Here is a 13,642-nt window from a genome sequence, read left to right as displayed (position 1 = left end):
TTGCTCCCATTTTTATTGTGTTTGATACCAAAAGCTTAACTCTGGATCAGCTGAGTCAATTCATCGACATAGTCCTGCATTGGTCGTGGATTATGATCACGACGGCTTTCAATATTTAGACGCAATAGCGGTTCAGTATTCGATGCCCGCACATTAAAACGCCATGCACCAAAATTAAGGCTGACCCCATCGGTCTGATCGATCTCCGGCTGCTGATTGGCATAATGATCGAAAAGTTTTTGGATGGTCGCTTGGGTATCGGCGACTTTAAAGTTGATTTCACCACTGCATGGGAATTTGGCGATCATCTCCTCCACCAGAGAAGATAAGGATTTTCCTGTTTCAGACAGTACAGCCATAGCCAGTAACCATGGAATCATGCCGCTGTCACAGTAAGCGAAATCACGAAAATAGTGATGGGCACTCATTTCCCCGCCATAAGCTGCATTATGTTCACGCATGACATCCTTAATGAAGGCATGACCTGATTTTGATTGGACGGTAATCCCCTGATACTGCTCCACCACATCCAGCGTATTCCAGACCAAACGCGGGTCATGGACAATTTTTTCACCAGACTGCTTCAGCAGGAATGCCTGCGCCAGAAGGCCAACAATATAATAACCTTCTATGAACTGACCTTTTTCATCGAACAGGAAGCAGCGGTCAAAGTCGCCATCCCAGGCAATCCCCATATCCGCGCCATGTTCAATTACCGCATCACGGGTGCTATCCCGGTTTTCAACCAGAATTGGATTCGGAATGCCATTCGGGAAGTTACCATCGGCTTCATTGTGAATTTTGATAAATTCAACTGGAATCTGTAGCTGTTGAAACTTCTGTTCAATCGCATCCACTACATGACCTGCGGCACCATTGCCAGCATTCATCACCAGTTTCATCGGGCGGATTTTTGCCGGATCGATATAGGTCATCAGGTGATCGATAAATTCTGGCAGGATATTATATTGTTCAGTATGACCTTTTTGGACAACCTCAACGAATTCCCCTGATTCTGCCAAGGCCTGAATCTCTTTAAGACCGGTATCGGCACTGATCGGGCGGGCATTTTCACGCACCAGTTTCATACCATTATAGTCCATCGGATTATGACTGGCCGTCACTTCAATTCCACCTTGGACATCGAGATGAAATGCGCCGAAATAAACTTCTTCAGTCCCGGTCATGCCCAAATCCAGCACGTTGACTCCAGCATCATTTAAACCGCGAATAGTCGCCTGTTTTAAGCCCTCACTGCTCAGGCGGATGTCACAGCCAATCACCACGGTTTTCGGTTGGTAGATCTGTCCGTAAGCACGACCAATTTTATAGGCAATCTCTTCATTCAGTTCAGTGCCGAGTTTGCCACGAATATCATAGGCTTTGAAACAGGTCAGTTTATTCATATGATCTCTCGGAATTCCTCAAATAAGGTAAATTTTAAGTTATTGAAATAGTATAAAGATAATGTGGCAAGATTAAAAAACAAAAACCCCCATAAAAAATTACAGAGGCTTTAGGGTTTAAAATCAGGCTGGCTATAACCCTATCACTAAAGGCAGTTTAGAAACTGTGTAGGGTGATCCCCACTGAGGCTAAACCATAACGTTTGTCTAAACGTGAAGCGGTAACACCATTATAGAGGAAGGGAATATCACCAACAAAATTGCGCTGGAACACCTGACCTTCGATAAACCCGGTGACGTGCGGGCTAAAGTCATAGCTGAATTTGGCACCCAAAGGGCTTTGTTGCACAAAGATTTGAAATGCAAAGCGCCCCTAATTGAGCCAAATTTAAGGCGTAACTTGGGTAAGTGGGCGACCTAATTCCGTAAATCTGTTAAGGACTGCTACACGTGCATGGATCTCATTCACTTGGCTATCAAAACTCCTTGCACTGAGTTTATCTCCTAATAATTTGATGCAATGCATCTTAGTTTCAACCAAACTTCGCCGATGATAGCCTGACCATTTTTTCCATAGTGTCCTGCCTAAACGTTTAATTGTTCGAAGTAATTCATTTCGCTCTAGCGAGCTACTCTTTGTATCTTTCCATGGTTGTAAGCTAGTAATAAAGTTGCACCCTAAATTTGTGTTAACTAATTGATTTATATAGTGCATGATTTATCATTTTGAAAATAAAGTATCATCGTAAATCATGCTGTATCCTCAACTCCATAAAAAAATCAGTAATAAAGTATCATCCTAAATATAAGGAAATATAATCTAGAGATCAAAGTACTTATGTTATTGATGTACAGATAGGTGCAAGATTAAGTCCCATGAAACGAAGGAATATCCAATTAACAAAAGATATTTTTCAATTTCTTATACTATAGAAATATCAATTAAGTAGATTTTAAAACTTCTATAAATCGGTTTTTCCAATCTTTAAATTCTTTATCGGATATAGTGATCTCAAATTTATTTTTTGGATGGTTAACACCTTTGGGAATACCAATGTTATTTAAGGATTCTGCGGTAGGCCAACGTAAAGAGCGTTTAATAATATCTTCTTTAAATTTTGGAAAATGTTGATCCCAGATTTCCGTATTATTAACCTTAATAATTAATGTAGACAGTGATTTTCGGTTGTCGCTAGTATCAATTTCTAGAATGATAAATTGCTTATTTTGAAATTCTAGTTGTACTTCGGCGATACATCGAAGGATACCATCATCGGTCAGGTGTAGTTTGGATCGATTCACAGCAGGAAGCTTAGAAATGGTAAATTTAACTTTTGATGGAATATGATGCTGTGATCTGAATTCTTCAATCATAGCTTGAAATGCTTCAAATCGTTTCATGAATAGTTCAAGATCATCACTTTCATCTTGACAATTTTCAAACTCTCCTCGGCCAATTTCACCAAAAATACTAGATTCACCTGTACCTACATGAGGTTCAGGTAATATATTTATATCATCGTTATTAATTTTACCTTTTTTACCAGAACGTTTAATTATTGCTTTTTGGGTTTCAAAAGGTGATGCGAGTGACATTATTATTTTTTGTGAATCAATAATTACCGTTGGCTTATCACTATTAGCTTCTTTCTCATTATCAATTATAGGGTCTTCATTTCTTGGAGTTTTACTGCCTCTTGAAGAACCTCCAGAACTTACTTGAGTATTTTTTACAGTAAATTTTGGACTACAAAAAATGACCGTATGATTAATTTCACTAGGTAAGTTTGATATTGCTAGAATTTCATTTACGTAATATTTATTTTGCTTCGCACTAAAATATACTTTTAATGTGATTTCAGTATCCTTTAAGGACGGTGGCACAAAATTGAAGTTCCAAAATTCCCGGAATTTTGTCTGCAATTTCTCACTTAAAAAATTCTTGGAGATGCTTTCAAAAGATGTTCGTGCTTCTGTATCGAGTAATATCCATGCGAGCAAGCGGCGCATCCCTATATTATTAAATTGGGACATTGGGAAGTTACAGAGTACAGGAATATTGATCAGAGTTTGATGATCTTCCTTTATAATATCAAATTCCCGAGTAAGACGGCCTTGATCCAATGCACCACGAGATAGATAGGCATTATGGAAGAATAATACTCTAGCAAGCTCTATCTGAGGTAAAACGATTTCAATATCAGTTAGTTTTGCATGAATATCGCTAACAATATGGCTGAAATGATACTGATTTGATTGATTAGTTACAACATCCCATTTTTGTAAATCATCTATTTTAATAGTGATCGTAGACTCATTAAAAGGAGTAAAGGTTTCAGTCTGATTGAAACGTCGGTTGCGTGCCAGTAATGGCATATTAGAAAAACGAGCGTGGTTTAATATATATTTCTGATCTTTTGTTGAATATTTATCATTTTCTAATCCAATAGTGATATTCCATTCGCTATTCTTTATGTCTTTAAAAATAGAACCTAAAAAAGTAATTCTCGAATTTTTAGGAAAATTTTTAATTTTTATCATCAGGATTTTACCATTTTAATCATTGGTTGATTTACAAAAATGACTATATATTAAAGCTTATTTTATTGAAATCTCAAAATTTAATTTCATTAAGGTAATGATTTAATCAAATTAATTTTGAATAATGTTAGAGAATTCATGAACGATGTATTCTAGAAATTTTTTCGTTTCAGATGTCATTCGTTCTTCACTTAATCCAGCTTTTCGTAGAATGCGCCACTGAGGAAGTGGTTGTCTGTTGAGATTACTCGCTATAAAAACTTTTGTTAGCCGCCTGATTTGATAACAGCTAATATCTTCACAATATCGCTCTAGAAAGTGTCTAATTAGGGGAAGTTTATGTAGGTTTTTTTCTAATGTATTTGAAGTAGACGTCTGTTTCAACCACCATTTTGTAGAACGTCTCGGACTATCTAAATCCCAGATTAAAGTATTCTTAAGTTGGATAAGTTGCCTTACATACAAAAGATCGCGGTTTTGCCAATCAATTTTAGTCCCTTGTGGAATAAACTTCTGATGGAAGTTTTGGTTGGTCTGCAATAGCCAATCTTTATCGTTTCGATATAACCATGCATAAAGAGCTGCCTGCAGGTGACGAGCGGGTTTAACCCCATGGTTTTGTACTAAATCTACCCATTTTTCACGATTCTCAGCTCTGATTATTTCAAAATTAGTATCTTGTGGTTTTATTTGTTTATTTTGTTGAGAGACTACTTTCTGGAAGGATTTAACTTGAGTGAATATATCTGCAAAAGACCAGTCAGTATTTAAAAAAGCTTCGATTACAATAATATGCTCCAAATAACTAAAGCTTTTGCGATGCTTTCTAAAAATATGACGTAGCCAACTGGTTTCAGATGCTAAGTCATCTAAATGATATTGCCTAAGAAATTTTTGTGACCACCGTAATGATATTTTTTCTAAAATTTGGTCGAAAGCAATTTGGTTTTGCCCACGTATACAGCCATTTCGTTTAGCTAGTTCATTATAGAATATTGTCCACTGTTCATAACTTGATGATACAAAAGGTGGTATACATAGCAACTCTATTAATTTTGAGCTAATAAAAAGTTCATCATTTGTTGCCGATTCCTGATTCCATTCAGTACAGGAAATATCTGAAGGTACAATGAAGTCATGTCGATGTAATGATCTTAAATCTAGTGTTGATTCGACAAGTTTACCGTGTTGTGGACAGCATGCTCCCTGTATTTGCCATAAACGCAACCAGTAGAATTCACCTTTTTGAAGCGCTTGCTCTTTCAAACATTTTGGACAGTAGCGTAGTTTGTGAATAATAGGGATTCGAGAAGCATTAATTCCCAAAGAAAGATGTATTGAGCCTTGTGAAATATTAGCCATCCATTTGAAACATTGTTGTCGTCTTGTTTCAGGTACAAATGGCGCATATATAGGAAATAATGTATGTTTGTATATTATATTTTGTAGACTCAATTGTTCTTCAGAATACTGATTAACGATCGCATTAAGATGACAGGGTAAATCAACCGTAGCAATAACCTGTCTATTTTGAAACACTGCATCCAGTAATTGCTTTGGACTTTCAAATGCCAAGCGGATTCCAGCACGAGCCACTGTACTATAAATCAGCTCATGTTCATAAGGCATAGGAAAATTTAGCATATCTAACTCACTTCTTTTATCCAATGAGATATATCAAAGATCAGATCTGTTTGGGTTTTTAGATGATCATAAAAACTTTGGTCATTCTCTTTTTGTGAAAATTGAAAACGTAAATCAACTGAATCCAATGTATGCCATTGATCATATTTAAGCAGTTTAGGTTTGGATGTTTTGGGTTTGGATAATGAGGAATCCTTTATTGGATCTATATCTTGCTTTAACCAGTCCATAATAATGGGAAGTAACTCGGTCAAGTGTTTATCAGGATATTCGGTAAATATCTTTTTAACCATTGGTATCAAAAGTTTAGTTTCATAACCAAGTTCTAGTAATAGATTGTGTAAGCGAATAGATTCGTCATGTCCTTGATATTCAGCAAGCTCATCTTCTTGCTCAATTGCACTTTCTTCGATTTTGGAAAAGAGTTTTAATAATTGTCTGTCAATTTCAGGTGTGATCAAATCAGGATATTGTGCAATCCGTCGAGCATCACCTGAACGTAAAGCATCTATAATATGATGAATTGGTTTAAAATCTTCTTGATATGTATTTTGGAGCAATTTTACAGTAATTCGTTCTAAACCAGACTCAATTGCCCGTATTTGTGCAAGGACAAAAAGCTTAACAGTTACATCTAAAATACCTTGGGTTAGATCAAACCAGCATTGTCGTAACTCCTCTGAGAGTAAGAGATCAGCTTTTCTTAACCATTGATATTTCCAAAGAGCATCTGTAAATGTCATCCACTCAGATTTTCGAATTTTTCCATCTGTAGTTTTTATTGCAGGCTCATTTTTTATAGGTTCCCAGTGGATTGAACCAAAACCTACAGCTCGACGTGAGGAGCGCAGATCACGCTCAAATATATTACTTGCTTTAGGTGTTCCTACCATAATGATTGGCAAGCTATAAACATTCACTAAAGTCACAAAAAAATTTAACATTTCATCAGAATTTTTAGATCTGTTTGCCATGAGGTGTTGAATTTCATCAATCACCAAAAGACCGATTGCATGAAGATGGGCAATGTGTCCCATAAGTTGCAAGAGCTTTTGTTCATTATGTCTTTTTTGAGTATATTGTTGTTCATAATTAGTTCCTAAAGCACGGTCAACAGCACTAAAGAAACTTAAATATAGAGATTTAAGTGAGCCATTATATGGGCAGTCTATTTTTAGATAGACCAGTTGAGTGAAATTATGTTCAGGATGGTAAATTTTTTGTAGGTAATTTTTAAGAATGCGATTTAATGTGGTTGTTTTGCCACTACCAGAGAAGCCAATAAACACTAGACTCTGTGCTGTTGATATTAAATCTGTATGGCGAGAAGCATTAAAATCATTGCTTTTAATATGTTCAAAACTATTTTGTAAATGCCGATTTAAATCACCTGTAGTAATATTTCGTCCTACATAGCCTTTTCTCAACATAATAGAAATTTTTTGTTCTAATGTTAAATGTCGTTTAATAGGGTGAAAAAAATTATTTAATAACTGCGATATAATATGAGCACGAGTATTATTGGGGAGTTGTCTATCGGATAATTTAAATTCAATAGTGCCTTTAATGGCTTGGATTGTATCTTTTGCCTCAAAAATTACAGGTAATGCCTCGATAAAAGGATTCCCCTGATAATCAGCAACTGGACTTGCTGTATACACTGCATGGTTATTTTTATTGTTCATAATCGTATCCTGCCTATTTATATTTCGTGAATATCAACTTTCATCATTAGAATCTTCAAGATCATCTAGTAAATCTTGATAAACTCCAAAACGAAGTCTGTAATCTTCATCATCTTCTAAGTTTATGAATTGTTTCGACTTAGGCATATGGAGAATATTATTTTCAGTTTTTGAAGATGACTCAGGGTGCTCTAGAACCGTCAAAGCATTTTTTGATGATTTTTGACTATTATTTCTCTGTTTCAATCGTTCAATATCTTTTTCAGCCTGTTTGTTTTCACGAAGATTAGTCAAACGTTGTTTTTTACTGGATGTAGAAGAAGGTTTGTTTTTATCTGCTTGTGCAATAATTGATTCAATACGTTCTTCAATATATGCTTGAGACCTATTGGTTTTTAGATTTTGAGCGGCTTCTACTTTCTTTTGTTCGTGCTGAATTTGCCAAACTTCCCAAAAACTACAGCCTATAAATTCTCTTGATCTTGGAGAAAGTATTGCTTCCCAATAATCTAGACTATGCTCCTCATAAAACACATAAATTATTTCTGCATTACTTGGGTCATAAGCTACTTGAAATGATTGTGGACGAGAAATAGATTTTTTACGATGCATCCAGCCTTGTTCATATATTTCAGGGCAATGATAAAATACTCCAAACACTCTTAATCCAAGGTCAGATAAGGTTGCTTTAACTTTAGGTAATAAAGCAACACGTAATGCTTTTTCAGAAACCTGTTTTAATTGACCTACGCGATGTTGTATTCCCCAATTCCATAAATGAATAGGAACTAAAGGAAGATCACTAGGCATATCTATATCACGATCATAAGTTGTCAATTGATGTGACGTATTGTGTGTAAGGATTGAACCGATAATGATCTGCTTAAATTCAGTTATCGTAAGTGTCGCATCTAACCGATAGTCAGACCCCCCACGTTTTTTCTCTTTAGCCTGTTGTACTACACCAGAAGCAAAAGGCTTAAATGTTGCCTGAATAGTTCTGAAATAACGCTCTACAATAGGTTTTAAATCTCCACGATAAGGCGGGGTATTCTCGATACGAATAGAAAATTTATATTCTAAAGCTTCAATCTGATGTCCTAATAATTCACCTCTATCTGCCAAAATGGCATCAGGTAATCCAATACACGGCCAGTCATCGTGTGTAATTTCGTAACCATATTGTTTACACAACTCAACTTTATCTGTCATGGCAACTTGTAGAGCTTGCATGGCAGTCACATAGGAAGCATTTTCAAATCCAATATAGAAACCCACTACCATTCTACTAAATACGTCAGCAACTAGATAAATAGTCGGCCGTCCAACAATACAAGCACGATCAGAATCTGATACAAGATAAATATCTGCAATGGTTGCATCAATTTCATAGCGAGATCCAGGTCCTAAGACTTGGGTGTTTACAGTTGAATAGAGCTCTCGGATGTCTTTTGCATAAGTAATTGGATTAGTTCGAGCAGTCAGCTGAGTTACTTTGGGAAAATCACGATCATAAAAATATTTAAACTGCCAGATAGTTGGGATTTCGCTATCAGGAATATCTGGAAATAATGTATGATACATCGTAGAAAATTTACGATGAGCATAACCTAAAGAGTATTTATCCTTTGTTAACATATACTTATTTATAATAATTCTAAATAACCTTTCAATATTCTGATCAACTAATGCACCAACACCTTCAGTATATTTTCTTGGCCTCCCTAATTTTTTATCTTTTGCAATACGCTTAGTACCTTTAGCACCAGAATTTTTATAACTGGGAATAAGGGCATTTGGTGTTTGACCTCGTTGCCAATATCGACGTGCCAATCTATAAATAGTCTGATGGGTTGTTTTGTGCTGTTCAATAATTGTTTTAACAAGGCTAAAGCGTATAGACGGATCATAGAAATTTTCATTAGAAATGAGTAAATCTATAATGTTCATTCCCATATCACGTTTTTGTTGTTGTACAGAGCCTTCTTTTACATTAATTAAGACAATATCGGCAAAAGGATCCTCAATTATTTCTGCTTCACCTGCCTCTATGGCTGTAAGTAATTCCTCTTTTTCAATTAAAAAGGGATTTGCATGGGGGTGGTTTAGATCAATCCATATAATATGAGAAGGAGTGATTTTAAGAAGTCGGTAGTCTTCACCGTGAAACTTATATACATCATTGATTCGAAACATGGCGAATTTCCTCCCATATTTCAAAATTCCCTAATTTAATCTCAGAAGCCTTAATCTTTTTATAGTCTTTGGTTATATCAAAAATGAAATAACGTTGAGCAAGTAGTTCTCGAAGCTCTGCTAAAGACGCACCAATTGGTAAATTATATGATTGATCTATTTTTTTACTTAAATCGATTAAATTGAGTTCAGGATATTGTGTAAATATATGAATGTACGAATTTAACTGATCATAAATTGTAGTACTAGATTCTCTCATGGCTGGATAAAGCCATTTGATGTTATTCAAAATAACTAAAGGAATTTCTTTTTCTGTAAGGATATACCAAGGTGTTTTTGTACTTTTCCAATATCTACGCTCTAGTTCTAGTTTCTCGATGATTCTCTCATTCTGTAAGTCATTTGTGTATTTAGTTCGAATGGCAAAATTTGGTTGATCAGCAGTTTGACTATTAACATAAAAACTTGAACTTATAGTTTGTAGAGTATCTCTAACTTTTGGGTGAGAGATTTTAGCTTGTTCTGATATTTCCAGCGTAGCATTGAGAGGTAAGGGAAATTGCTCTCTAATATCAGTAATTAAAGGATTCCAGTCTAAAAGTAGAAAAATCGCAAGTTCTAAATCAGATAATAAATGATGGGTACGTTTTGTTGTATGACCAAAAACTCGGTGAGAACGACCTTTTGAACTAACATCCCGTATAGTAATCCACGGCTTATAATCTTTTAGATTGCCTTGTCCACGTCCTTCTTTAATCCAGCGGTTCTGCTGATGTTCTGTCGCCATAACAAATCGCCCATTATTCTTTATTAATTTAGAATAACAGGCGATTAATATTTAGGCAATATAGGATGATACTTTATTACATAGGATGAAACTATATTACTCAAGATGATACTTTATTACTTGAATACAATCCCCAGCCCTGATTCAATTTTAATTATTCTACCGTAACCGATTTTGCCAGATTACGTGGCTGATCGACATCTGTACCACGCAGCACTGCCACATGATAAGACAGTAACTGCACCGGGATGCTATATACAATCGGTGCCAGCACTGCATTGACTGCCGGAATATGTACCACATGCTGACGCTCTTTGGCTTTAATGCCGCTGTTTTCATCGGCAAAGACAAACAGTTCGCCACCACGTGCCTGAACTTCTTCCATATTGGATTTCAGTTTATCCAGCATGTCATCTTGCGGTGCCAGAATCACCACCGGCATGTCATTGTCGACCAGTGCCAATGGGCCATGTTTCAACTCACCTGCAGCATAGCCTTCAGCATGAATATAGGAAATTTCTTTCAGCTTGAGTGCACCTTCCAGTGCGATCGGGAAGTGCGTGCCACGGCCCAGGAACAGGCAATGCTGCTTTTCAACAAACAGCTCAGACAGACCTAAAATTTCATTATCATGACGTAAAGTGTCCAGAATCACTTTAGGCAAATGCCAGAGTTCTGTGCTGATCTTCGTCATCTGTTCTGTAGAAATGCTATTTTTGACCGAACCAATTTTTAATACCAACAGCATTAAAGCAGCAAGCTGGGTGGTAAAGGCTTTGGTAGACGCCACACCAATTTCAGGGCCTGCCAATGTCAACAGACTATGCTGGGTCTCACGTACCATCGATGATGTAGCGACATTACAGATAGTCATCGTAGTGATGTCTAGCCCTTTGGCCGCCGCACGTTTCTGTGTATCACGTAATGCAGCCAAGGTATCGGCAGTTTCACCGGATTGGGAAATACACACATAGAGTGTGTGATTCACAATGACTGGCGTACGATAACGGAATTCGCTGGCAATCTCGACCTGACACGGCAGATCAATCAGCTGTTCAAACCAGTATTTGGCAATCATGCCGGCATGATAACTGGTACCACAGGCAATAATCTGGATTTGCTGGATTTTTGCGAAGTCCTGTTCTGCACTGGCAAGGAAGTCTTCGCGCAAGTCATTACCATTTAAGGCTTGGGAAATGGTCTGTTTGATCGCTTCAGGCTGCTCATAAATTTCTTTGAGCATGTAGTGCTTATATTCACCTTTAGAGGCATTGCTGACCGCAGCATCCAGTTCCTTGACCGGACGATCGACCAGTTGACCATCGACAAAGACTTCAATGCTGGTGCGGGTCAAACGGGCAATATCACCTTCTTCCAGGTAGATAAAACGGTTGGTAATCGGGAGCAGAGCCAACTGGTCAGAACTGATAAAGTTTTCACCAATACCGACACCAATGACGAGCGGAGAACCTTCACGTACGGTAATCAGTTCATCAGGGTGGTCAGTATGTACGATACCGAGTGCATAGGCACCTTTCAGTTGCGGAACCACTTGGCGCACAGCTTCTAACAGGCTCGAGGTAGATTTCAGCGCATCATTGATCAGATGTGCAACCACTTCTGTATCAGTCTGTGAGGTAAACACATAGCCCAAAGCTTCAAGATCATCTTTGAGTTCTTGGTAGTTTTCGATAATTCCGTTATGGACTACTGCCACATTTTCAGAAATATGCGGATGGGCATTTTCTTCAGTCGGTTTGCCATGGGTCGCCCAGCGTGTATGCGCAATGCCAAGTGAACCACTAATCTGTGATTCATTCACAGCCTGTTCAAGGTTCGCAACCTTACCGACACGGCGTTCACGTAGGACTTGGCTGTTGTTAATGAGTGCCAAACCTGCTGAATCATAACCACGGTATTCCAGGCGTTTTAAACCTTCAATCAAAATATTGGTAATGCTACGTTCTGCAATGCCACCAACGATACCACACATATTTATTCCCCTTATTTCTTGATTTTTTGCGGACGTGGATAGTTTTCTTTGGCAAATTGCTTAGAGCGCTCTACTGCCAAACTGTTGTCTTCCACATCACGGGTAATCGTTGAGCCTGCACCGACTGTGGCGCCATTGCCAATTTTTACAGGTGCCACCAATGAACTGTTCGAGCCAATAAAGGCCTGATCACCAATAATCGTTTTAAACTTGTTCGCACCATCATAATTACAGGTAATGGTTCCTGCACCGATATTAGAACCGGCACCGATTTCAGCATCACCCAGGTAGGTAAAGTGGTTGGCTTTAGAGCCTAAACCAATCGTGGTATTTTTAACTTCAACAAAGTTACCGATATGCACTTCATTGGCCAGTTGTGCACCCGGACGGAGTCGTGCAAAAGGTCCAATTTGAGTATCTTCACCAACGATGGCGCTATCTAAAATGCTATATGGCTGAACCTTGGTGCCAGCTGCAATCTTGGTATTCTTGATAATACAGCCAGCGCCAATTTCAACATGGTCGCTCAGCTCGCAATCACCTTCGATAATCACGTTGATATCAATCTGTACATCTTGACCGACAGTTAAATTACCACGCAAATCAAAACGGCTCGGATCAATCAGATGTACACCTTGCTGCATCAGCTGTTTGGCCTGAAATGCCTGAAACTGACGTTCTAATGCTGCCAGTTGCACACGGTCATTTACGCCTTCAACTTCAAAGGCTTGTTCAGGTTCTACCGAAGCAACCTGCATACCATCGGCCAGAGCCATCGCCACAATATCGGTCAGATAGTATTCACCCTGAACATTCTCATTGCTTAAATTTGGCAGCCATTGATGCAACTTGGCATTGCTGACCGCATAAATGCCAGTATTAATTTCTTGGATCTGACGTTGCTCGTTCGTTGCATCTTTATGTTCAACAATGGCCTGAATCTGACCATTTTTACGCACGATGCGACCATAACCATTGGCATCTGGCAAGGTGAGCGTGACCAGACCAATGCCAGTTTCTGCAGTGGCATCGAGTAATTTTTGCAAGGTGAACGGGTTAATACAGGGTACATCACCAGAAAGAATCAACGATACGCCGTCTTGGGGCAGGACAGGTAAAGTCATTTGTACGGCATGACCGGTCCCCAGTTGTTCGCTCTGTTCAACCCATTTAATTTTTTGCGCTGTAAAAGCAGCTTGAACCTGCTCGCCACCGTGCCCGTAAATGGTAATAATATTATCTACGTTTAATTTTTTTGCTGTGTCAATGACATGACCCAGTAAAGGACGTCCTGCAAGCGGTTGTAATACTTTCGGTAAGCTTGAACGCATGCGCGTGCCTTTACCTGCAGCAAGAATAATAACAGTCGTTGACATGTTCTAATCCTAAA

General features: G+C 38.0%; 10 protein-coding genes. All 10 read right to left on the bottom strand.

The window, feature by feature from the left end; genetic code table 11:
• Positions 1-35 precede the first annotated feature (35 nt).
• Positions 36-1,406, bottom strand: a complete 1,371-nt coding sequence (locus tag FTT75_RS06230) for a phosphomannomutase CpsG (RefSeq protein ID WP_180186084.1) — start codon at positions 1,404-1,406, stop codon at positions 36-38.
• Between the two features lie 157 nt (positions 1,407-1,563).
• On the bottom strand, positions 1,564-1,755 hold the full coding sequence (locus FTT75_RS06225) for a hypothetical protein (RefSeq protein ID WP_180186068.1): 192 nt from the start codon (positions 1,753-1,755) through the stop codon (positions 1,564-1,566).
• Positions 1,756-1,794: 39 nt separating this feature from the next.
• Positions 1,795-2,073, bottom strand: a complete 279-nt coding sequence (locus tag FTT75_RS06220; RefSeq protein WP_373686581.1) for a transposase — start codon at positions 2,071-2,073, stop codon at positions 1,795-1,797.
• Between the two features lie 275 nt (positions 2,074-2,348).
• Positions 2,349-3,947 carry a Tn7-like element transposition protein TnsE gene (locus FTT75_RS06215; RefSeq protein WP_180017877.1) on the bottom strand — a complete coding sequence of 533 codons (1,599 nt, stop codon included), beginning with the start codon at positions 3,945-3,947 and terminating at the stop codon, positions 2,349-2,351.
• Positions 3,948-4,058: 111 nt separating this feature from the next.
• The gene (locus FTT75_RS06210; protein ID WP_180186083.1) at positions 4,059-5,591 is read right to left on the bottom strand and encodes a TnsD family Tn7-like transposition protein; all 1,533 of its coding nucleotides are present in this window, start codon (positions 5,589-5,591) and stop codon (positions 4,059-4,061) included.
• Positions 5,592-5,593: 2 nt separating this feature from the next.
• Entirely contained in the window at positions 5,594-7,276 is a 1,683-nt protein-coding gene (locus tag FTT75_RS06205; protein ID WP_180094620.1) for an AAA family ATPase, read from the bottom strand.
• 33 nt (positions 7,277-7,309) lie between these two features.
• Positions 7,310-9,472, bottom strand: a complete 2,163-nt coding sequence (locus tag FTT75_RS06200) for a Mu transposase C-terminal domain-containing protein (protein WP_180094618.1) — start codon at positions 9,470-9,472, stop codon at positions 7,310-7,312.
• Entirely contained in the window at positions 9,456-10,259 is an 804-nt protein-coding gene (locus FTT75_RS06195) for a TnsA endonuclease C-terminal domain-containing protein (RefSeq protein WP_180094616.1), read from the bottom strand. Before FTT75_RS06195 ends, FTT75_RS06200 begins: the two co-directional genes overlap by 17 nt.
• A 154-nt stretch (positions 10,260-10,413) precedes the next feature.
• A complete protein-coding gene (gene glmS / locus FTT75_RS06190; RefSeq protein WP_180186082.1) occupies positions 10,414-12,252 on the bottom strand; it encodes a glutamine--fructose-6-phosphate transaminase (isomerizing) in 1,839 nt (612 codons plus the stop codon).
• Positions 12,253-12,263: 11 nt separating this feature from the next.
• Positions 12,264-13,628 (bottom strand): bifunctional UDP-N-acetylglucosamine diphosphorylase/glucosamine-1-phosphate N-acetyltransferase GlmU, encoded by a 1,365-nt coding sequence (gene glmU / locus FTT75_RS06185; RefSeq protein ID WP_180186081.1) that lies wholly within the window; start codon positions 13,626-13,628, stop codon positions 12,264-12,266.
• Between the last annotated feature and the right edge of the window lie 14 nt (positions 13,629-13,642).

Origin of the sequence: Acinetobacter sp. YH01008 (assembly GCF_013420435.1) — a bacterium.
Lineage (GTDB): Bacteria > Pseudomonadota > Gammaproteobacteria > Pseudomonadales > Moraxellaceae > Acinetobacter > Acinetobacter pseudolwoffii.
Note: the sequence above shows the minus strand (reverse complement) of the source record. Positions and strands in the feature narration are given on the sequence as shown.

What these genes read in the sequence shown, in the direction of transcription:
- FTT75_RS06215 (WP_180017877.1), bottom strand. Translation starts at nt 3,947, where the DNA reads ATGATAAAAATTAAAAATTTTCCTAAAAATTCGAGAATTACTTTTTTA.
- FTT75_RS06230 (WP_180186084.1), bottom strand. Translation starts at nt 1,406, where the DNA reads ATGAATAAACTGACCTGTTTCAAAGCCTATGATATTCGTGGCAAACTC.
- glmS (WP_180186082.1), bottom strand. Translation starts at nt 12,252, where the DNA reads ATGTGTGGTATCGTTGGTGGCATTGCAGAACGTAGCATTACCAATATT.
- FTT75_RS06205 (WP_180094620.1), bottom strand. Translation starts at nt 7,276, where the DNA reads ATGAACAATAAAAATAACCATGCAGTGTATACAGCAAGTCCAGTTGCT.
- FTT75_RS06200 (WP_180094618.1), bottom strand. Translation starts at nt 9,472, where the DNA reads ATGTTTCGAATCAATGATGTATATAAGTTTCACGGTGAAGACTACCGA.
- glmU (WP_180186081.1), bottom strand. Translation starts at nt 13,628, where the DNA reads ATGTCAACGACTGTTATTATTCTTGCTGCAGGTAAAGGCACGCGCATG.
- FTT75_RS06210 (WP_180186083.1), bottom strand. Translation starts at nt 5,591, where the DNA reads ATGCTAAATTTTCCTATGCCTTATGAACATGAGCTGATTTATAGTACA.
- FTT75_RS06195 (WP_180094616.1), bottom strand. Translation starts at nt 10,259, where the DNA reads ATGGCGACAGAACATCAGCAGAACCGCTGGATTAAAGAAGGACGTGGA.